A 22,320-nucleotide genomic window follows, 5' to 3' on the forward strand; every position below is an offset into this window, starting at 1 on the left:
CAGCGCGATATTTTTTTCAGCATAAGTGCTTGTTTCATAAAAACTTCACACAGCGGGTCGTTATTTATCCGACAGGAGAGGTAAAGGTGTACCAGCAAGGTTTGGCTCTTGCTGGCGTTGCACATTATTCTTCGGTTAATACGCTCCGAGTGGCTTCATGGGTGAGTGTTATGGGGTAGGCCGAGGCTAATCCCTCTAACATGGGCTCGATTTGCTCGAAGGTAAATGATGCCGTGATAGGCAGTTCGTTAATGCTGTTATCTAAAATAACCACTGGTTTTTTCACGTAGCGATTAATATCCATGATGACATTTTTGAGGGGAACGTTATCGTAAATCAGCCGCTGCTCTAACCAAGCAAATTCAGTCTCAGGCTGAAAAACAGTAATAGGTGAGATAAACCTCCCTTGGATATCAGTATGCAGTTGTTCGTTTGGTCTTAGCTGTAATACTTGCTCCCTTTGCCCTGCTGTTTCTGGTAGGTCAGCGACATCAACTAAACCCCGTTGAACTGAAATTTTCAAACTATTGTTTGGGCTGTATTTTACCTCAAACGCGGTACCACGCACCCGTACTTGAGTTTGCTGAGCCGTAACGGAAAATACGCGACTAGGGTCATGAGTCACATCAAAGTAGGCGCTTCCTTTACGTAAGGTTATACGCCTTTCAGTCTCATTGAACGCGACTAAAATACTTGAATTGCCAGCAAGCGTCACATCGCTGCCATCACTTAAGGTGATTTGGCGATTTTGCCCCACAGGCGAGGTGAACGCGGTTTGCGGTTGAGGAATTTCAAGATGAGCGGTTGTGTTAAATACACCATTGAACGCAAGTAAAGCCACACTGGCGGCCATTGCGCATAACGCCAAAAAGGATTTTGCGAATACACGTTTGGGCTTTACTAGATGCGCTGTGTTCGTTTGTTGATCTGCATGTTGCTGTATCCATTCTACCGCAGAATCTGTCATGCCTATGGTTTGCCATATTTTTTGACTGTGGTTAAAAGCTTGTTTGTTATCGTCACTGCTATTGAGCCACACAACAAACTCTTCGCGTTTGTCTGCGCTGGTATGTCCGCAATATAAGTACGTTAACCATTCTCTGGCTCTGGCTTGAGGCGAGGATGAGCCGGAAGCCTGCTCGTATTCACTGCTTTCATTCACTTCATGATTCGCGCTGCGCTCATTGCTTTTTTTAACACTTGGTCGATTGCTATTGTTTAGCCCGGTGTCGCTAGAATTGTTCTTTGTATGTGTCATGACCTTGGCTCTGTTGAGATATTGCGGGGCGACATATGTGATGAGAAAGCTTGGTCGTTGGCGTTATTCTCCTGCTCATCAATGCGCTCTAAAATTGCCATTACCGCGTTTAGTTGGCGGCAGATATCTGCAACACTCCAGCCGGTATCTAAGGATATTTCAGAATACGTTTGGCCTTTGATCCGGGCGCGCATCAAAATGTCGCGTTGCTTCTCAGTTAGCTGTTCTGTGCCTTTTTGTATTGCAGCAACACGTTGCTCACCCTGCAAAATAGTTTCGGGGCAAACGTCATCACACTGATCTTCTGGGAGTTGAGTATGCTGTGCAATGAGCTCACGAGTTTTACACAAACGTCCTATCGATTTGAGGGTAATATTCATCGCTATTTTAATGATATAGGCTTTGGGGTCTTCTATTTGTTCAAAATCACGTAGTTGGGCAATACGGCTAAACGCTTCTTGGGCCACGTCTTCTGGCTCTGGTGGACCTGAGCCGTAACATTTGTGCAGTATGCGGCACACATCGCGCCAATGATCTCTGAACAGCTTATCGATTGCGTTAGGCGCTTGTATCTTCTTTGGTTTAGACGCAGGGGACGTTATTTCTAAAGCTTGGGGTTTTACATGGGAGTTTAGAAAAAACAGTGAAGCCTTTTGTAGCGTTTTGCTCATTGTGTTTACTCTTACACGCTAAAAACGGATGGATAGTAATCGCGGAGTAAAACAGAAACATGACAGCTGGTGGCTTTGGGCTAATATTCATAAAAACTTCATATTTTTCATGACGGACTTCACAGGCTGTGCATTTGCTTTTCTGCATAGGCTCGTTGCACAAAGTGTTCAAGGGTGAAAGAAAAATAAACAAATGGATATAAAAAAAGCCGGCAAGCCGGCTTTGATGTAAAGTGTATTCATTATTTCTTGAGGCGCTTTCCAACACCAAGACCTAATAGCCCTAAACTGAAGATAGCAAGGCTGGTTGGCGCGGGCACGTCTCGCTTGTCTAATCCAACAACGATGTTGTCAAACTCACCTGCAACACCAGAAGAGATAACTCGAAGTCTGTTAAAAGCTTCGTTTGCATCAAAGGCTATGTTGACATAGACATTTGATGAATCCGCGACTTGGTTACCAGCGGTGCCGTTTAGTTCGGCCAAAAGCTCAGCGCCAGTTATTTTGCCCACGAGTGCATCGTCAGAGTAAAACTCAAAAGAGTTATAGGTGTCTACCGAGCCCCAATAAAAGCCTAAATAATTAACGCGAGAATCAGCAAGTGACGACACGGTTGTTCCTATACTGTCTAGAAAGCTTGTGTAATCGATATCTACAAAACTATCCACACCCACGGTGGAAGGCGTTGTGTAAGCATAACAAGTGTTATCGCCAGCAGGTGCCGCGGCAACATTCCTAGTTGACCCCTTACGAACGTTAAGCACGGACGAACCACTGGCTGTAACGGCTAATGGTGAGTTGATGGCACATCCGTTTGATGAGCCAGCAACGTTGTAGCTTTCATCTTGGGTCAAGGGCAGCGCATCGATAGCGGTGACTTTGTCAAACGTTTCTACAAAGTAGCCGTCGGACAAAGAATTGATCGTGTTGTCAGCGTTGATTTTTAGACTCGTCTTGCCCGAGCCGTCAGTGGCGGCTTGGCCCCCGAAGGAAATAACCGCCGCATGCGCAGACTGGCTAACTGCCAAAGCGATTAAGGTCGTTTTAAATAATTTTATACTGTTTTTAGTCATTGAATTTTTCATGTGTAACTCCGTTATGCAGCTACAGTTACTGCTACTAAAGTATTAGCATAAGCCGTGCCAGAACAAATTATTGAGCATTATCATGGTATTGCATTCTGACCGGTAAATATCTATACCGAAAGCGTAAAAATAGGTGACTAATGTGTACGAAATTTACACGCTTAGTGTAAAGTTTTCTAAGGGGGAAATCGCAACTAAGAACACGTTAAATAAGGGATTGAAGCTTTGCGTAAAGCAAAAACTTGTCAGCCCATTATTAACAACTTAATAGGACTGAATAGAGGACTTTTTAACTGTTGGCGTTTGTCTTTAATGCGGCTTATTTTCAGGCATAAAAAAAGTCGGCGAACCGACTTTTTTTATGAATTGTTAATATTACTTCTGCAGTTTTTTACGCAATACGAAGCCGATTAGACCTAGACCTAAGAAAGCCAAACCAGCAGGTGCAGGTACATTACGATTAGATAAACCAACCACGATGTTGTCGAACTCACCGGCTACGCCAGATGAAACAACACGTAAGCGGGTGAAAGCTTCAGCAACGCTGAAGTTTATGTTCACGTAAACATTGGACTTATCAGATAATCTGTCACCTTCAACACCACCAACAAGATCTAATATTTCTTGACCAGCAATGCTTTTCACTAATTGGTCAGTATCAGAGTAAAACTCAAAGGTGTTATAGGTATCGATTGATCCCCAATAAAAGCCTAGGTAGTCAATGCTTGAACCAGCTAAAGACGCATCTATTGTACCGATGTTGGCTAAGAAATTGGTGTAATCGATGTCTACGTAACTATCAGTTCCAACCGTTTCAGGTGTGGTATAAGCATAACAAGTCGTGTCACCAGCAGGTGCAGCTGCTACATTTCTCACTGAACCTGTACGTACATTTAACACGTTAGTGGAGCTAGGTTGAACAAGTAATGGTGAGTTGATTGCACAACCAGTAGAACTGCCTGCCACATTATAAGTTGTGTCATTTGCAGTCGGTAGCCCTGGAATTGCGGTGGCGCTATCGAACGTTTCTACAAAGAAACCGTCGCTGATGGCATTGATAGTATTGTTCGAGTTAACATTGGCGCTTGTCTTACCAGAACCGTCTGTGGCCGCTTGACCACCTAAGGTAATAGTAGCGGCGCTAATGTTTTGCGATGCAGTTAGCGCTAGTAAAGCGGCTGCTGATATGAATTTAGCTTTCTTAAATAAACGTGTCATAGGTTACTCCTGTACGACGACCTAACTGCAACTGTGATATGTATTGTCGATAAAGCACAAACTGAGCCACTTCTTATTAATCCTTTTAATCCAACATCTTAGACTTTTGGCTAATTGACGCTCAACAGTCAGTGTAAAAAAAGTAGACAGGCTTTAATTTGTAGCGTTTCTAACTAGGTACGCTTCGAAACTCGGCATATTATAACGGTGGTTGATTTTTAATCAATGCTGTTGTGTGCAAATATTTTCTTTGTCAGGCGTCAGGGCTAACGAGGTTTTTATTGCTCAAATGCAAAGGGTAAAATTTCATTCATGGAAAGCGTTTTAATTTCACCTTCGCTGGTGGCCATATGAACTAAAGTGTCTTTGCTGGCGAACTCAAAAATACGCTGGCGACACCCGCCACACGGTGAGCAAAAGTGTTCATTTGGGCTGGCAATTAAAATTTCACGGACTTGCCTCGCACCACCTGCCACCATCGCTGCTAAGGCGTTTCCTTCGGCACACTGACCTAGCGGAAATGACACGTTTTCTACGTTGCAGCCAGTATACGTTTGACCGTCTTCTGCCACTAGGGCAGAGCCCACTCTGTAATCAGAATAAGGAGCGTGTGCTTTGGCTTGTACATCCAAAGCGGCATTAAAGAGGCTTTGTAAATCAGTTTGTTGCTTATTCAAAATGGTATCGCTTTTTTTCTCAATAGCCGGCTAGTGTGCATTATTTTTACAACTTGATACAGTAGATTGCAATTTTCGCCTTCTCGTTGTCTTTACATTTATGGGTAAATACGCCACCCTGCCTGTTTACTAAGCTTCATTTCCTGGCCGATTCCGCATTTTTATCGCCATCACATTTTAGACCGAGCGTTGCCTACTCTTATGCTAATTACAATGCAAAATAAATTTTTCTCACTGGTATTCTTAGGATTGATATTAAGTGGTTGTGCTAGTAGCAATCAAGCTCAGCAAAGCCAAGCACAGATGAGTAACTTATTACTCGCTGAACCTGCGCCCATGAGCGTGCGTTCGCAAATGGCGATTGCTAGATATAACCAAATTCTTGAGAAAGCACCGTTAGAAGATCAAGAAAGGGCAGAGTTACTCCATCAACGCGGCATGTTGTATGACAGCGTTGGACTTGCTGGTTTAGCCCAATACGATTTTGATCATGCAATACGTCTTAAACCAGATATGGCGGAGGCGTATAATTCTTTGGGGGTACATTACACCCAGCAAATGAATTTTATACAAGCCTATGAAGCGTTTGATGCCACATTAGACATTAATCCTGATTATGAATTTGCATTTTTGAATCGTGGGATTGCGCTTTATTACGGTGGCCGTGCCGATTTAGCCGTGAATGATTTTAGTGAATTCTACCGAAATGATGAATCCGATCCTTATCGTGCACTTTGGTCCTTTATTGCCCATAGCGAACTTGACCAAGCAGATGCATTAATTACGTTAAGCAATAATCGTGAAAACTTAGACGAAGACAACTGGGCGACACATTTAGTCGACCTATATCTAGGACGTATAGATGAACAGGCATTATTAAACGCCCTAATTCAAGGGGTAAAAAGTCAGCAAGAGTTGACGGATCGCCTTTGTGAAGCGTATTTCTATCTGGGAAAATATAACTCAGCTTTGGGTAACCGCGGTGTGGCGTCGAATTACTTCAAGTTAGCTCTGAGCACCAACGTATTTGAATATGTTGAACACAGATATGCGCGACTTGAGCTTGATATGCTGCGCGATAAAGCCGTTGCTGAAAGTGAAGGGCCACAATAGCAGCTTGCGCTTAAGAGACGACAAGTGCTAAAGGTAGGCCTGTCGCTTTGTTGTGTGGTTTGGCTGTTTGCCGGGCGCAGTGATTCAACTTACTACTTAGCCTTTCTAAATGCGCAAGCGGCCGTACAATCGAATCCATTCCATTTTTTGTATAAAGCTCATCAATATGGCGACCCGACAGCGTTATCTAGAATAAGCCAAGTAGCCATCGAATCTGACAATGGATATTGGTTACACTTCTCAAAATTAGCTGGCTCACCCCAAATTCAGGAGTATTTTTCTCACTTACAAGCAAGTAGAAAACGCAGTCGCGCTTCTGAAAAGGCATTTATCTACGTCGCATCACAAGGTGATGTAGATGCTCAGGTAGCGCTTTATCATCATTTTATCGTCAAGAATCAACGGCAAAAAGCGCAATACTGGTTGGCAAAAGCTGCGCAGCAAGATGCGGGCAGTGCGGTGTACTATGCTGAATGGTTATCCCTGCTTGGCGAAGAAGAAAACGCTGTTGCTGCGTTGAGACAAGCTAAGAAAATTGGTAGTCGTCGTGCAACCGCGTTACTTAATATGATACGTTTTGAGAACAATTTCGCCTCCTCTGGGCGTAATTCGTCGCAAGAATGTGCCCAGCAGCTGCAAATGGTGGCTGGCACACTTCATTCCGTTTTACAGGGAGAGCGTTTTAAAACTCGTTTTGAAAAAGACACTCGATTAAAAGAGCTGCCTATCTGTATTAATCAACCTATTTGGCTTACATCACACGAACTCACTTGCTCAGCTAACTGGCGGGGTGCTCAGCGCTTAGGATGCGATATTACCGCATTAAGTGTTCCTCTTATTAAGCAGAGTTTTACCCATATAGTGGTGCTTGCGGATAAGGGCAAAGCGAATGTACACAATGGGATTATGTTTTTAGATAGCAAAGATGATTACAACGTTTTTGTACATGAACTCGCGCATTTTGCTGGTTTTGTAGATGAATATCCCTTGTCATCAGGATTAGCGAACAGCATTTGTAATTCGAATGATGCACCAAATCTAATCGTGAGCAAGGCGGCGAAAAAACCGAATATAAAGCAATGGCAAACTTTAGGGATGACTGCTCCCACGACAATGAGTGAATCTCGCACTTGTGATAATCACCCAGCGCAAGGCTACAAACCAAGTAGAAAAATGACGTTTATGGAATTTTACGACATCGCTTATATCCCACCTTATTATCTAAAAGTGTGGGCCGAACGTTTATTGGAAAAGCCCTTATTAACGCCTGCTTACATTAATTTATATCAAGGCTATGAGGCTAAAGGTGAGTCTGCGCGTGGCAAGTATTGGCGCGATCGTTACCAGCAGTACTTGCAAGCAGATTAAGACGGTGCGATTGAATATAACGGGAAGTGTGATTTTTGCTCACACTATCGGTATACTACGCGGATTAATTATGATGTTTGTGGTAACCAAATAAGCACTATGAATCAGGCACTTTCTATCGGTACGGTGGATTATCCGTTCCCGGCAAAACCAGCGCGATTAACTTCTGCTCAGCAACAAGATTACATCGACAAAATTAAACAATTGCTCATCGAGAAGAATGCCACGTTAGTTGCGCATTACTATACTGATCATGAAATCCAAGCGCTAGCTGAAGAAACGGGAGGGTGCATTTCTGACTCCTTAGAAATGGCGCGCTTTGGCCGTGATTGCGATGCGCAAACACTTGTTGTTGCAGGTGTTCGTTTTATGGGTGAAACAGCAAAGATACTCAGCCCAGACAAAACCGTAATTATGCCAACCCTTGATGCCACTTGTTCACTGGATATCGGCTGCCCAGAAGCCGAGTTTTCGGCGTTTTGTGATGCACATCCTGAGCATACCGTTGTGGTGTATGCCAATACATCTGCTGCGGTAAAAGCGCGTGCAGATTGGGTGGTAACATCAAGCATAGCCCTTGAAATCGTTGAGCATTTGGACGCCCAAGGTAAAAAGATTATTTGGGCGCCTGATCGTCACTTAGGGTCATACATAGCTAAAGAAACCGGTGCTGACATGTTAATGTGGCAGGGCGAATGTATCGTGCACGACGAGTTCTCAGCCAAAGCCCTGCGCGACATGAAGCACCTATACCCGGACGCTGCTGTGCTTGTACATCCAGAGTCACCCGCCAGTGTAGTGGAGTTAGCCGACGCTGTAGGGTCTACGACCCAGCTTATTAATGCTTCTCGCACGTTGCCCAATGACACCTTTATCGTCGCCACTGACCGAGGCATCTTTTATAAGATGCAACAGTTAGAGCCGAACAAAACCTTTTTAGAAGCACCCACTGCAGGCAATGGTGCAACGTGCAAAAGCTGTGCGCACTGCCCGTGGATGGCAATGAATGGATTAGAAGCGATATACAAAGCGCTGACCGAGACGACAGGTCACGAAATATTTGTAGACGATGAACTACGTAAAAAGGCCTTAGTACCGCTTGATCGAATGCTTGATTTTTCCGCTGAGCTGAAAATGAAGGTCACAGGCAACGCCTAGTTCGTTTCTCGTTAGTAATCCTGATTGAAAGCCAGCGAATGCTGGCTTTTTCATTTTTCGTCCACATAAACAGTATAGTGTTATGTTTTAATTCGACTATTTAGGAGCAATCATGCCAGATTTAAGCCGTTACAAAGGGATCGTTTTTGATATGGACGGTACGTTAATCGACTCAATGGGCTCCCACGCGGTTGCATGGCAACAAACCTGTGAACATTTTGGTTATCCATACGATGCTCAATATATTCATGACTTAGGGGGGGTCCCCACGCGTCAAATAGCGCAGTTACTGAATAAAAAGCACGGCATGGATCACAACTTAGATGAAGTTGCCGAGGTTAAGCGCCAAGCTTGGCTAGCGCTAGATGAAAACCTAACCGTGATCCAAGATACGTTTGACGTAATGCAGCGTTACAAAGGCATCCTGAAAATGGGCGTTGGCACTGGCTCAGAGCGGGAAAACGCCATTCGAATGTTGACCGAAACCGGCCTGCTTGAAAGGGTTGAAACGGTCGTCACGGCGTCAGATGTCACTCATGGTAAACCCCATGGTGAAACATTCTTAACCGTCGCTAAAAACATGGGCCTGAATGCTGACGAGTGTGTCGTGTTTGAAGACACTGAAATTGGCCGCCAAGCCGCACAACATGCAGGAATGGATTGCATCATGGTCATCAATGGCAAGATAGAGCTGCCTGTTGCTTAAACACTAGTTAACCCGGTTTATGACGCTTATTTAGTATTAATCGTTTAGATAATGAGCGTCTTAACCGCCTAATCAAACTAAACACTTGCGCAGGCCAAAGGTTTTCCCTAACATACGCGCCTGCTGAAAAGCTTGTTAGACTTTACTAGTAAGAGGCAATGCGCTGTTATTGCAGGTTGGCAAGCACAGTCTGAAAAGTTTTGGAGAGGTGGGTGAAGCCGGCCTCTTTAGGTGCATAGCACCGCCCGACTGAACGGACTGGGTGCTGATCATCATGGACGTGTTAACTTCGATAATTTTTCGAAGAGTAAATTAAAGTTTTGGAGAGGTGGCTGAGTGGCTGAAGGCGCACGCCTGGAAAGTGTGTTTAGGGTTAAACCTAACGAGGGTTCGAATCCCTCTCTCTCCGCCATATACCATCAAGGCCTTGCATAACGCAGGGCCTTGTTGTTTCTAGGGTTTAGCGGATTGACCTTGCGTGCCAACTGGTACAAAAGGTTGGTACAAATGAGTATAATGAGTTCTCCTTTCAAACATCCAAAATCCGGCATTTATTAGCTCAGAAAAGGCGTACCAAAACGTCTAGTCCCTATCATTGGGAAAGCTGTATTTAAGCAATCACTTAATACTAAAGATTTAACTGAAGCCAAAAGTCTAATCATCCCCTTACTTGCAGATGCTGATAGCCAAATACGACTAGCAGACCTGCAACTCAAAGGTGATAACTGCAACGAGCTAAGTCTAAGAGACTGTCAGATCATAGCTAACCGTTGGTATGTTCATACAAGAGACAAGATTGAAGCTTTAGATAACTATGAAGACTTCCTTGTGTACCACAATAAGGAAAATGAAAACCTTCATTGGAACCCTAATGGTAGAGACTTTAGAGATGGGGATATCTATCCCAACTGTTTCGTTTGATCTGAAATGCTAATGTTCAAAAGTCTTGAAATCCAATAAGCCCCTATTTTAAAGGCGCCTTGTAATGGCAGGCATTGCCATGTCTGTTCTAACGCTAATAATTGCTTCAGGGGTCATTCGCAATACTATTAAGTGACTCAATACAAATAACTCTAATAGGCCTTTAAGCGTATTAACGATGAAAGGTGGTTTTTATATTGAACCAACAGTAGTTAAGGAAACCTAGGAAAATCCACAAATAAAACTTTTTATTTACAAGCTGTAGGGACATCGTTATCCTTTTTTTTAGGTCGCTAGCAACTTTCCGAATGAAAGTTAATTAAAAGTCCAATTTAAACGCGTTTCAATAGCTTTTATTGATCCGATGAGGGAAGACATGTTACTCCGACATTTTTACTTTGACGACTACCTAGTTTTTACTTGCTAAGTGAGTGGCTATTGGTTGAAAGCGAATGAAGAACGCTTTCTGAACCGTCGGTAGTTGAGGATCCAAAGAGTGTAAATTAAGGATAGAGTATGATTTCAGACAATAGAAAGCTTCCATGTATTGCCGTTTTGTATATTGCCAGTTCAATTTTATCATTTTGTTATGCCGATCAAGTTGTTGAAGCGCAAGATGTAAAAAAACCAAACATTGTTATGTTGTTCGTTGATGATATGGGGTGGATGGCAACCGAAAGTAGAACGCCAAAATACGAAACACCTAATATCACTCAACTAGCGGCTAAAGGTATGGAGTTCGATAGCATGCATATTGCAACGCCGACTTGCAGCCCTAGTCGTGCGACGCTCCTCACTGGATTGCATCCAGCTAGGCTAAAGATGGTGAGGCATATTCCGCAAAAGCCTCAATATGGTTTTGATAAATATGGACGTACTAAGCAAAAAACACATTTGTGGGAAAAAGATCCGGCTAAAATGCCAAGTACCAACTGGCTTGACACAAAATATATCACCTATGCAGAGGCATTAAAGCAGGCTGGTTATTATAGCGCATTTGTTGGTAAGTGGCATTTAGGCCACGAAGGATATCACCCTATTGATCAAGGTTTTGATCAGCAAATTGGTACTTCCAACTTCGGTCACCCATCAAGTTATTATCCTCCTTATTTCAAATTTTCTAGTACGCTAGCAGACGGAAAAGATGAGTATTTGACTGATAGACTTACTCGCGAAGCAGTCGATTTCATTGGTGATTATGATAAAGAACAACCATTCATGTTGTCGCTCTGGTATTACGGAATACATTCCCCTGTTGTTGGTCGTAAAGATTTAGTCGCTCATTTCAAGTTAAAAGGCATGTCTGAAGAGGATGCTCAATATGCTTCAATGATCAGTGCTATCGATGAATCAGTTGGCAAGGTACGTCAAGCACTTAGTGCTAAGGGATTAGAAAAAGAAACCATCATCATGTTGCTGTCGGATCAAGGTGGCTTATTTGATAACTCCCCACTTCGTGGGACAAAACGTATTGATACCCTTTATGAAGGGGGAGCGAGAGTCCCCTTTATCGTTAGTTGGCCGGGTGTCATTAAAGAAGGAGTTGTGAATAACAGTATTGTTCAATCGACGGATCTTTTCCCCACCATCGTTGAATTCGCAGGCTTAGAGCCTGGCAACTTTGAAGATTTGGACGGTGTATCACTTGTGAGTACCATTAAAAATAACACTGAATTAACGCGTGGGGATGCCATCTATGGATATCGTGCGTATCAGGATTTATATGCGTCAGTGCGTGAAAAAGAGTGGAAATTGATCGTCTATCGTAGTGGGACGCTCAAACTTTATAACATTCCCGATGATGTTAGTGAGGCTACGGATTTAGCTGACAAGCACCCTGAAAAAGTTGCTCGTTTAAAACAGAAACTTCAACTGTGGGAACAAGAGATGGGAGTAGAGCAGTATTCTGGCGTCAAGTAATCTGTTCTAGTACAACTGATAATATGCTCTGAGTTGAAGATTGCCAGGACATGGCAGCGAGCATTAATGTGTTTTGCTGCTTTTGCATGGAAGCATAATCACTACTGTAAGCCACAGTATCAGCACATCGTCTATTCTCATTTCAAGCTAGGAAAATATAAAAAACTAGCTCCTCTACGATTACACACTCTATGTTTCTACCTTCCATTTAGCGACTGGGCGAGCCTACATTAGGCTATGTTCGCTAAAATGTTATTTGTCGCGGGTTGATATCAGAGGACGTATTCCTCTCGTTCTTGTTAATCGGTATAGATGTAAAGCAAGTGTGAGTCTGAGGTGTTTATTTTGTTGTTTTAGTGCTTATTTAAAATATTTTAGTTAGTATTAGGGATAACGTAGTCCCTGTTTTGAAATTAATGGCACCATGTGCGCTATCAATTTACTAAACAACGAATGTAAATTTAATCACTTTTACGGTAGGCAGGTAATATGAAGAAGACGATGGCATTGATTGTAGGTTGTCTGGTAATAGCGTTCACGGCGAATGCTCAAGCAACCACTGAGATACGATTATCCCCCTCTGCGAGCGATATGACCCCTGTTCTATTAAAAGCGCTTAACGCCACAGACGATAAAAATATTAAGATTGTGTTCGAGAAAGGCGAGTATCGATTTCTGCCGGACTTTGCCACTGAGCGTTTTAGTACAATTACCAATCATGGTAATGGCTTAAAGAAAGTCGTATTTCCCTTAGATGACTTTAAATCTGTAGAAATTGACGGCAACGGTTCCGACTTCATATTTCATGGTCGGGTAGCGCCTTTTCAGATTTATCATAGCCAGAATGTCACGATAAAAAACGTGTCTATTGACTGGGATATTCCTTTTACATTTTTAGCTAAAATTGTAGCTGTAAATGAAAAAGAGGCTTGGCGTGATGTGAAGCCAATCAACGGCAGTCATCAGTGGGCGATTAAAAATGGACAAATAACCTTTCCTAACGTAGATGGTTTCTCGTTTTCTGAACTGGGTAGTTCATTGGCTTGGGAGCCAGATACTAAGCGTGTTTATCCTGGTATCAAGGATGCAAAGAGTCGACCTAATAAGGTAGAGAAATTAGATAATGGCTTGCTACGTATACATGAGAAATTAAAAGCCTTTCCACCCGTTGGCAGTCTAGTTAGTTCGAAAGGGGATCGCGACCTACACAGGTATGCACCTGCGTTTCATGTGAAAAACTCAAAAAATGTTGAATTAAACAATGTAGTGGTTCATCACGCATTAGGAATGGGATTTTTATTTGAGCGCACTGAAAATATAACCTTACATAAAGCGGGTGTGTATTTGAGCGATGGCAGTGACCGCGTGATATCGACTATTGCCGATGCTACACATTTTGCCAATTGTAAAGGTCATGTGTTGATAGAAGATAGCCGTTTTGAAAATATGCTTGATGATGGCACCAATCTTCGTGGTACTTACGTCATTGTTGACAAAGTTATTAGCGATAAAACGGTTAGATTTAAGTTTGGACACAGGGAGCAATTAGGTTACGAATTTGCTGATAGGGGAGATGAGGTGTGGTTTATTCAACAACCAAATACCGACCGTCAGCAAGTCAATACTGTTACTAACGTAAATGTTATTAACCAAACTTACTCTGAGCTCACTTTCTCGAATGTGTTACCCAAGGATTTGAAGCCAGGGGATATGATAGAAAACAAAACATGGTATCCGACTTTCACCATGCGAGGCACCAGTATTAAAAATCATCGGGCGAGAAATGTCGTTATAAAAACGCCATTGAAAACGGTGATCGAAGATAACTACTTTTCTTCCATGATGGCATCAATCCTATTTCGTGGTGAAACGTTTGTGTGGTTTGAAGCCGGGGCTGTCGGTGATGTGTTAATTCGTAATAACCATTTTGAATACAATTCTTACTTTGGTGGTGAACAAGCAGTGCTATATGTTACCCCTAAATTGGGTAAAAGCTTTAATCAAAAGCAACTCTATGATCGAAACATACGTTTTGTGGATAACAAAATAGACACTCATGGGGGACGAATTGTTTGGGCTGACAGGGTTGATGGGTTGCTGATCGAAAACAACATTATTGATAAAAATATCGATAAAGAGCAGTTGTATCCAAATGCGCCAGTTTTCGAATTTATGCATAGCCGGAACGTTACGCTCAAGAATAATCGCTATCAGGGCGACTATAAAACAGCTGTTAAAGTAGACTCAATGTCAGCTAAAACATTGCAAAACGACAAATCGATAAAATAAGGTTATTTTGTGAATAGTCAATTTAATACATTTAAGAAATCACTCACTAACACCTTGGCTTTGTTCGCTGGATTCTTGCTTTTAGGTGTTAACATGGCATACAGCAGCCCTAAAACTTCTAATCAAAAACGTCCGAATTTTGTGTGGATTGTCTCTGAGGATAACTCTGCTGAATTCCTAAAACTGTATAACCCTGATAACCCTGATAATCCTGATGGCTTTGGCGTCAGTATGCCCAATGTTGAAAAATTAGCGGCCAAGGGACTTATCTTCAATAGCGCTTTTTCAAATGCCCCCGTGTGTTCTACGGCCAGAACGACTCTAGCGACCGGTGCTTATGGGCCTCGTATTGGCACAGAATTTCATCGACCCTATAAACTTGCTACGCTGCCCGATGACGTAAAATCTATTGGCCAGCTGATGCAAGAGGCGGGTTATTACACCTCTAATAATGCTAAAAACGATTTTAATTTTACCGAAAAAACTAAAACAACCGTGTGGAACGATACCAGTAAAACTTCTTCTTGGAACGGTCGTAAAGCCGATCAGCCGTTTTTTCATATGCAGACCTGGAAAGATACCCATGAGCATACGCTGCATTTTCCTATTGAGGACCTAACAACTCACACGAATGACCACAGCATCAAAAATATGGATAGATTTCCAATTTATCCTGACACGGCTTTATTTAGGTACACCTTAGAGCGATATTTAGATAACCACGTTATCATCGATAATAAACTCGGCCAGCTGGTTAATAAGTTAGCGGACGAGGGCCTATTAGAAGATACGTTTATCTTTTATTTTGGGGACCATGGAGGTGTCATGCCGGCGAGTAAAGGCTATCTATTTGAAAGGGGCTTACATGTGCCTTTAGTGGTTCGTATTCCTGAACATTTCAAATATTTACTCGCTGACGACATGCAAGATGCACAAAACACAAGACTTGACGGTTTTGTAAACTTTATCGACTTTGCGCCTACATTATTAAAATTGGCCGGTATTAAACCATCCCCCCAACATGACGGACGTGCTTTTCTAGGAAATGACGTCAGTAAAAAATCATTGGCAACCCGAGATTATAGCTTTTCATATGCTGATCGTTTTGATGAAAAATACGATCTACTTCGCGCGATTAGAAAAGGAAACTTCAAATACATTCGTAGTTACCAGCCTTATTATCCTGATGGCATGTTCGCCGAGTATCGATATAGGCAAGCCGCTTATCGTGAATGGAAAGAGTTGTATCGCAACGGTAAGCTAGCAAATACTCAATCGGCATTTTTCCGCGCTAAATCGCCAGAACGTCTTTATGATATCGCATCAGACCCAGATGAATTACACAACTTAGCCGATGACCCTCAGTATCACGACGAGCTTGTTAAACTGCGGGCAATGCTAAATAAGCAACTTAAATCCATGCCTGACTTAAGTTTTTATCCTGAAGCTTATTTACTCGAGAATGCGACGAATAACCCAGTTGCTTTTGGACAACAACACAAGGGTGAAATTACAGAATTGATTGATATTGCTAATCTACAGTTGCAGTCGTTTGATGTGGTCGAAAAGCAGCTTGCAGCATTGTTGAAATCGACAAACCCGTGGAAACGCTATTGGGCCTTAATCGTGCTGAGTTCATTTGGTCACGAAGCGGATGTATTTATTCAATCTGCCAGTAAGTTGCTAGAATATGACGATAATCTCTTGGTTAGAGGCAGAGCGGCAGAGTTTCTAGGAATTGTGGGCAAAATTGACCCCGTTGTCACGCTGGGTAAAATGTTTGCAGAGGCGCCAAGTGATATTGCGTTACTAGAGTTGCTAAATATAGCGACTTATTTTCATGAGTCGGGAGGATGGATTTTCCCTGAAACACTCATGCCAGAAAGACGTAAAACATTGTCTGTTAGAGCGCTTGGCTACCGCATGATGGACACTTGGTTAACCGCTAGATGGAAGTACATTAGTACTGAAAATTAGTATTTTTAAGCATTTGATTCGGTTACATTTTTGATTAATGTAAACCGCCTCTTGCTGAAGAAAGTTTCGCATCATGTTACTTCTAAAATACGTTCACAAAAACAATTAAGGTCGTTTCGCCCTGAAATGCCCAAGTGATAGTCAGGTTAATCTGCCTTGATGCTCTCGACCTTGTTTGTTCGATTGAATGTCGTGGCATAGCTAATTTGACCATCGGCAACTGGCTATTTAGATTATAAACATGGAGTGACTTATTAAATCAGATTTTAGCTTTATCTCTCGGTTTATAATCACCTTTCCTTATCCGTTTGTGTAGCGTGTGCTTAAGTCTATATCTGGCGTTGGCGCTAGCAAACTCAGCCTGTCGGATGATGAATTAGCCGTGGATAAAACGTTAATAATTGCATTACACTGGTTGCTTACTTTGCAGACTGTTAATTAAATCCGTGAGCAATCAATCTATTACCAACGTTAGAGCATCAAAAATGTCGACTGCCGAATCTGCAGAGCCTGGCACTGTAAAAAATAAAACATTGCTTGCACTGGGTTTTGGACATGTCTCCATGTTCTATAGCAATCAAGGCTTTTTGCTTTTTGCTATTCCGTTTTATCAGATGACACTGGGCCTTGACCCATTTTTGCTGAGTTTATGTTCGGTGATCCCTATGGTTATTGCGACGACATTAAAACCTTGGATAGGACATTTATCGGACGGATTTAACTCAAGATTTGGTCGACGAAAGCCCTTTTTGTTTTGTGCAGCAATTGCGAGTGGCTGCCTGTATGGTGTGCTCTGGAGTGTGCCGTTAGAGTGGAGTGATAATCACAAATTCTTGTATCTAGGTGGCTTTTCGTTACTCTTTCATATTGCAGGCTCTTTTTATAGTATCCCCCTGAAATGCATGGCCTTCGAGGCGAGTGATAGTAGTTATCAGAGAACGCGTATTTTTGCGGTTACTAATATATTTAGCCGAGTCTGTGGTATGACTTATCAGTGGGCTTTTCCGCTGACGCAACTGGCGATATTTGGTTCAATCTTTGCTGGTGTTAAAATCGTTGGCTGGGCAATTGGATTATTGCTGATTGTGACGATGGGCGTAATACCCGTTTTTTTCCTCAAGGAAAAACCGGTGACCCAAGTCGTAACAGAAGTAAGCCTTGTCACCAAGATTAAAACGGTTTCGCGTAATCCTGATTTCCTCTATTTGATGCTGCTTGTTACGCTTATCGTCTTGGGAATAGGTTGCTCAGTGTCGATGGACTACTACTTGTTGGTGTATTTCGTTAGCGAAGGAGACATAGCCCAAGGAGCGGTTTTGAAGGGCGCGCTATCGAGCGCGTATGCGTTTCTCGGTATCTTATATATACCGGTAGTATTATATATGACGCGTAAAATGGGAAAGCTAAATGCACTGAAACTCATTTTTTTAATAGCTGCCATGAGTGGCTTAGTGAAGTGGTTTTTATTTGTTCCATCGATTGGCTGGTGGATTGTTTTAGACGCAGTGTTTTCGAACTTCGTTTGGACGGGTAATGCGCTAATAATCCCTTCATTAATTGCAGATCTTTGCGCAAAACATGAAAAGCAGTGTCACTACGATATCAAAGGAATTTTTATCTCTATGCACTCTTGGGTGAATTACATCAGCAAAGCGATGGCGCTACTCGCTTTGGGTATCATTTTGAATGCCATCGATTTTGACGCCAATCTAGGCTCTATGCAAAGCGACGATACGCTTTCCATGATGAGGATAACATTAAGTTTTGGTACCGCGTTTATTGCGTTATTGATTCTTTTCTTGTTATTTAACAGCAGGCTACACAAACTTTAATGTTTGAGGTGCTTGTAACAAATATGCATGCAATAAAACGCTAACGTGCAGTATTTTAACAGTTTATTTTTGGTGTGGTGATATACTATATCATTGGTTAACTTAGATAAAAAATACTAGCAAAATAGTCGCAAAGATATGAAATATGAACATTGGGTACACAGATAAAATGGTGACGATTAAAGACGTAGCTAAGGTTGCTGGGGTTTCACCTTCAACCGTTTCTAGGGTTGTACGCGGAGCGGGAAAAGTAGGTAAAAAGTGCCGAGCTCATGTGCAGAGTGTTATTGTTGAAATGGGCTACTATCCTAACATCAACGCCCGTGCGCTTGTTAGCCAGAAGGCCGAAATGGTCGGTATTGTGACACCAAATTTTGCTAGTCCATTTTTTGGAAGTATTGCATCAGGCGTAGCTGCTGCTGCAAAAGCTGCTAATTATAAAGTCATGATGAGCAACTCATTGGGTGACGTTGATACTGAAATTGAAGCAATAAATTCGCTTAGAGAGCACGGTTGCTCAAACATAATTTTGCATAGCAAATTATCCTCTGAAGAAACGTTAGAAAATCTAGCTGCAAATATCGATGGTTTGGTCATCATCAATCGTCAGGTCGACTCTCTCGCGGAGCGATGTGTTTGGTTAGATAATGTTGCAGGTGGCAGAATGTCCGCAGAGCACCTATTGAAAAAAGGTCATACTAAATTTGCTGTCATCGCATGTGATAGAGATAACCAGGATGCTGAGGATAGGTTGTTCGGCATTCAAAAAGCAATGGCTCGCGCAAATATAAATATACCGGCTGAAAATATTATGACGGTGCGCCCCAGTTTAGCGAACGGATATAAAGCCGCTGAAGCGTTAGTGAAAGCAGGAGTCGAATTCACCGCGCTTATTGCCTACAACGATGTAATGGCAATCGGCGCAAGTAATGCATTGCAGGATTTAGGCTACAAAATACCTGAAGATGTATCCATTATTGGGTTTGACGACTCTCTTCTCGCTCAAATATGTCGACCTAACTTAACGACCATGCTCTATCCTGTTCATGATATGGCATTTTATGCTACTGAGCTGTCAGTACAGCTGACCACCCAAAAAGAGGCCGTAGGCAACAGAACACACCTTTTCATGCCAACACTCGTAGAACGAGATTCAGTTTTGGATATGGTCAACGTATAAAATGTATATAGGCAATGCTAGTCAGGGTTAGATGAATCAATCCATCCGTTCTAGGCTAAAAAAATGATTTAGCCTAGGGCCGAGAGTGATCACGTTAAGGTGTTACTGAACTTATTCACCTGTCTTTGGTTTCAGATTGATGTCAATGAATCTAAATAAACCAGCGGCTACCGTGAACCTAGCATTTGACTGTTCTATGGTTATTTTCTCGCCAGTGAGTACGTCTACCACCGAGTCTATCTGTAACTTGTCATTGAAATGAAGCGTAACGGATCTGTCTGATGGATTAATATAGCCGCTATCGATAAGGGTTAATCTCAGTTTTTCCGGGCTCATTTGTGCCGTTACGCTAGCCACTGCCCCTGTTACCCTTATCGGTAATGCGTTTGCGGCCTGCTTAATTGCTTGCTCTATGACGGTGTAATACTGGTCGGCTGCAAAAACGTGTTTGCCATCTTTTGAGTAGTAATTTCGTCCATCGGTATAAAACTCTTGCAAAATATCTGCATACAAAGGATTAAGACTATCTTTCAATGGGGGGCGATTTGCTTCTTTGTCCGCGTAAGGCCCTTCTTGTGGCGGAGTCATTAAGACTAGGCCATCGCTGTATGGCGGTAAAAAGTTCAATCTTCTGTCTTTCACCCCCGCAGCATAACGGGAAAAATCGTAATTGGTAACGGGTGCCCCCGGCCAGGTTCCATTAAGTCGACTAAATACAGATTTGTTTTCTTCCTCTACTTTGGCATCGAACATATTGAGCCATTTAACATTGTTTCCTTCATCTGTGTAATGGCCGTCAGGAGGTAACATACTGAGGTGCACTGGGGAAAAGCTGACAATATCACTTATATTGGGCACATAAATGATGCCCTTAGCAATCATTTCCCATAGTACTTCCATGTACTGTGAGTCATAAGCAAAGTTATTAATATAGGTAGCTCCACTCGCGAGATGGTAAACAAATTGGCGAAGAGCATGGTTGGGCACCATTTGGTGCGAGCGTTGACGCAAACGGTCAAAACTGGTGTTGTCTCGTGAAAAACGCGTACCCCATGCATTAACAGAGCCTGATGCCCATAAGCCCATGCGCGCTGACAAACTCAGTTCCATCGATTTGTCTGTTGTTTCTTCCATTGCGGGAACAAATACATCAGCAAACTCTCCTGACAGTAAGCGGGACCAGCCAGCACGATATACTTGAGACTGCCAAAAAGTATGTTTGTTTCTGAGGAAAATTATTCCATTTTTTTGCTGGGTATACTCTGCGAGAGGATAGAAAAAGTCGTCCAGCATTTCGACGAAATCGCGATTGTAATGTGCAATTTCAGGGAAGATCATCACTGTTTTTGCGCCGTTGGCTAAATCTAAAGTCTTCTTGTGAGTATCTAAACTTCGAAAGTGAGGATCGTTGCCATGCCCCCCCCAAAAAGACACGCCATCCCGGTCTTCATATAGCTTTTTGGCTTTTGCTAAGATCTCTTTCTGAGATAAATTGTACTTTTGTCTTTTGTCCTTTTTGAGTCTATAGGCTGTATTTTTTATGATGCTGCGATCATAGTTTTCGGAACCTAAGTTTCCGTAGTTTAAGAATACGGGGCTCCGATAATGTTCGCGAATATGTTCGATGACATCAGGGGAAGCCTTGCGGTTGTCAGACATAAGGTAAACAGGCTTATTCTGATAATGTGGTAAGTATGCTTTGACCTGTTCTTTTAGTGTTTGTACGTTTTGATTAACCGTTTGCATTTTACCACTAGGTTCAAGCGCTTCAAACGCCTCACTCCAGTGTTTATTGTCTAAATCGATAACATGGATTTCACTACCGCCAGATTGCACGCTGGCCAGAATGATTTTATTGGTATTTTCTATTCGCCACATGTCATTGAATGAGTAGTGGCTGGTAAATATTGTCACGTCATGGATTGTGCTATCCACAGGAAATATCGCAAGCCTGTTGCCATACAAAAGAAAGAAACTTTTTTTACCTTGATAGTCAACAACTTCAGGTTGTGCCACACGATAACCAAACTCTTTAAGCTTTTTACTGATTTTTTCGAGGGTGAAAATGTACTGTTTCTGGTTGCTAGGTTGAAAAATGGTTAAACCATTTTGCTTTATTTTTGTACTGCCCATCAATATGTCGTCGTTCCCGTCACTATCTATGTCGACTACTTTTAAATCACCTATCGGTGTGTTCGTAGCACTAATGTTTTGGCCGTAGCTTGGTTTTTCGGCGAGATAATCGAATAAATATAGACTGCCAGAGGTTTGCATCGAATTGATGGCGGTTTGAACAACAAGCGATTGAGTTCCATCGCTGCTGTTAATAGGCCGTAGGAAGTTGATTGCGTGTCTTTTAGGCTTCGGCTCTCGGGCGCCCTCTTCGTCAAATGAGCTGGTGTGTTTATATTTAGGTTTGCTGATGGAATAATCTGCCGATTTAACTTCAGAAATCAGATGTCCTTTCACATCGATATAATAAAAGCTGTTGTCGTAGCCCCCAGCAACCACCACAGGAGCCTTTCCATCCGTAATGACAGTTACTGCGTTCATAGGCGCTTCAGTAGGGGCGAAACGCCACATTATATGCCCTTGATGATCGAGTGCATAAACTGCACCGTCGGCATTTGCAGCGAAATATTCGCTTGCGCCGTCATTATTAATATCTTGCGCCCAAATATCATGATTCATGAAGCCTGAAAGTGTATTTTTCCATTTGATCTCACCACTTTGCGTTACGACGAGCAGGGTACCTTCATAGGTAGAAGCGAATACTAGTGGCTCTTTTTCATTTACCACAGAGCGTACGTTAGTGATTGTGTAGCCAGTATCAAAGCTCACTATTGCTTGGTCTAACGCTAAGCTCGACATTGTGTACAGGCCCAATAAGAAAATAAAAAATCGGTTAAAAATCAATCTGTAGGTGTTGCTTTTAATCATCATAATG

At 42.5% G+C, this 22,320-nt stretch carries 16 protein-coding genes and 1 tRNA gene; 11 read left to right on the forward strand and 6 right to left on the reverse strand.

The window, feature by feature from the left end:
* Window positions 1-124 precede the first annotated feature (124 nt).
* The 5 genes from AC0VYA_RS03725 to AC0VYA_RS03745 all read right to left on the reverse strand — a co-directional run bounded on the left by AC0VYA_RS03725 (window position 125) and on the right by AC0VYA_RS03745 (window position 4,909).
* The gene (locus AC0VYA_RS03725) at window positions 125-1,258 is read right to left on the reverse strand and encodes a FecR family protein (RefSeq protein WP_475490089.1); all 1,134 of its coding nucleotides are present in this window, start codon (window positions 1,256-1,258) and stop codon (window positions 125-127) included.
* Window positions 1,255-1,929 (reverse strand): RNA polymerase sigma factor, encoded by a 675-nt coding sequence (locus AC0VYA_RS03730; RefSeq protein WP_475490090.1) that lies wholly within the window; start codon window positions 1,927-1,929, stop codon window positions 1,255-1,257. Before AC0VYA_RS03730 ends, AC0VYA_RS03725 begins: the two co-directional genes overlap by 4 nt.
* Before the next feature lie 242 nt (window positions 1,930-2,171).
* The gene (locus AC0VYA_RS03735) at window positions 2,172-3,014 is read right to left on the reverse strand and encodes an Npun_F0296 family exosortase-dependent surface protein (protein WP_475490091.1); all 843 of its coding nucleotides are present in this window, start codon (window positions 3,012-3,014) and stop codon (window positions 2,172-2,174) included.
* Window positions 3,015-3,389: 375 nt separating this feature from the next.
* A complete protein-coding gene (locus AC0VYA_RS03740) occupies window positions 3,390-4,232 on the reverse strand; it encodes a PEP-CTERM sorting domain-containing protein (protein ID WP_011573678.1) in 843 nt (280 codons plus the stop codon).
* A 278-nt stretch (window positions 4,233-4,510) separates the two neighbouring features.
* On the reverse strand, window positions 4,511-4,909 hold the full coding sequence (locus AC0VYA_RS03745; RefSeq protein WP_473478299.1) for a cytidine deaminase: 399 nt from the start codon (window positions 4,907-4,909) through the stop codon (window positions 4,511-4,513).
* Between the two features lie 213 nt (window positions 4,910-5,122).
* Here AC0VYA_RS03745 and nlpI point away from each other — a divergent pair, with 213 nt between their 5' ends.
* The 11 genes from nlpI to AC0VYA_RS03800 all read left to right on the forward strand — a co-directional run bounded on the left by nlpI (window position 5,123) and on the right by AC0VYA_RS03800 (window position 19,373).
* The gene (gene nlpI / locus AC0VYA_RS03750; protein WP_041713301.1) at window positions 5,123-6,022 is read left to right on the forward strand and encodes a lipoprotein NlpI; all 900 of its coding nucleotides are present in this window, start codon (window positions 5,123-5,125) and stop codon (window positions 6,020-6,022) included.
* A 24-nt stretch (window positions 6,023-6,046) separates the two neighbouring features.
* The gene (locus AC0VYA_RS03755) at window positions 6,047-7,390 is read left to right on the forward strand and encodes a sel1 repeat family protein (protein WP_475490092.1); all 1,344 of its coding nucleotides are present in this window, start codon (window positions 6,047-6,049) and stop codon (window positions 7,388-7,390) included.
* Window positions 7,391-7,489: 99 nt separating this feature from the next.
* A complete protein-coding gene (gene nadA / locus AC0VYA_RS03760; RefSeq protein WP_473478306.1) occupies window positions 7,490-8,548 on the forward strand; it encodes a quinolinate synthase NadA in 1,059 nt (352 codons plus the stop codon).
* A 112-nt stretch (window positions 8,549-8,660) separates the two neighbouring features.
* Entirely contained in the window at window positions 8,661-9,254 is a 594-nt protein-coding gene (locus AC0VYA_RS03765; RefSeq protein ID WP_473478308.1) for a beta-phosphoglucomutase family hydrolase, read from the forward strand.
* 322 nt (window positions 9,255-9,576) lie between these two features.
* Window positions 9,577-9,666 (forward strand) — tRNA-Ser (locus tag AC0VYA_RS03770).
* A gap of 182 nt (window positions 9,667-9,848) precedes the next feature.
* Window positions 9,849-10,175, forward strand: a complete 327-nt coding sequence (locus AC0VYA_RS03775; RefSeq protein ID WP_475491028.1) for a hypothetical protein — start codon at window positions 9,849-9,851, stop codon at window positions 10,173-10,175.
* Between the two features lie 516 nt (window positions 10,176-10,691).
* Window positions 10,692-12,095 (forward strand): sulfatase-like hydrolase/transferase, encoded by a 1,404-nt coding sequence (locus AC0VYA_RS03780; RefSeq protein ID WP_473478429.1) that lies wholly within the window; start codon window positions 10,692-10,694, stop codon window positions 12,093-12,095.
* Between the two features lie 489 nt (window positions 12,096-12,584).
* The gene (locus AC0VYA_RS03785) at window positions 12,585-14,384 is read left to right on the forward strand and encodes an alpha-1,3-galactosidase-related protein (protein ID WP_473478432.1); all 1,800 of its coding nucleotides are present in this window, start codon (window positions 12,585-12,587) and stop codon (window positions 14,382-14,384) included.
* Between the two features lie 9 nt (window positions 14,385-14,393).
* The gene (locus tag AC0VYA_RS03790) at window positions 14,394-16,361 is read left to right on the forward strand and encodes a sulfatase-like hydrolase/transferase (protein WP_475490093.1); all 1,968 of its coding nucleotides are present in this window, start codon (window positions 14,394-14,396) and stop codon (window positions 16,359-16,361) included.
* Between the two features lie 485 nt (window positions 16,362-16,846).
* Window positions 16,847-18,193: an MFS transporter gene (locus AC0VYA_RS03795; protein WP_475490094.1), complete on the forward strand. Its 1,347-nt coding sequence runs from the start codon at window positions 16,847-16,849 to the stop codon at window positions 18,191-18,193.
* A gap of 145 nt (window positions 18,194-18,338) precedes the next feature.
* Window positions 18,339-19,373 (forward strand): LacI family DNA-binding transcriptional regulator, encoded by a 1,035-nt coding sequence (locus tag AC0VYA_RS03800; protein ID WP_475490095.1) that lies wholly within the window; start codon window positions 18,339-18,341, stop codon window positions 19,371-19,373.
* Window positions 19,374-19,484: 111 nt separating this feature from the next.
* On the opposite strand, the gene AC0VYA_RS03805 is transcribed toward AC0VYA_RS03800, so the two are convergent.
* Complete coding sequence (locus AC0VYA_RS03805) at window positions 19,485-22,244, reverse strand: hypothetical protein (protein WP_475490096.1); 2,760 nt, start codon at window positions 22,242-22,244, stop codon at window positions 19,485-19,487.
* Window positions 22,245-22,320: the final 76 nt, after the last annotated feature.

It is taken from the genome of Paraglaciecola sp. QJM3NY_14 (assembly GCF_056173245.1).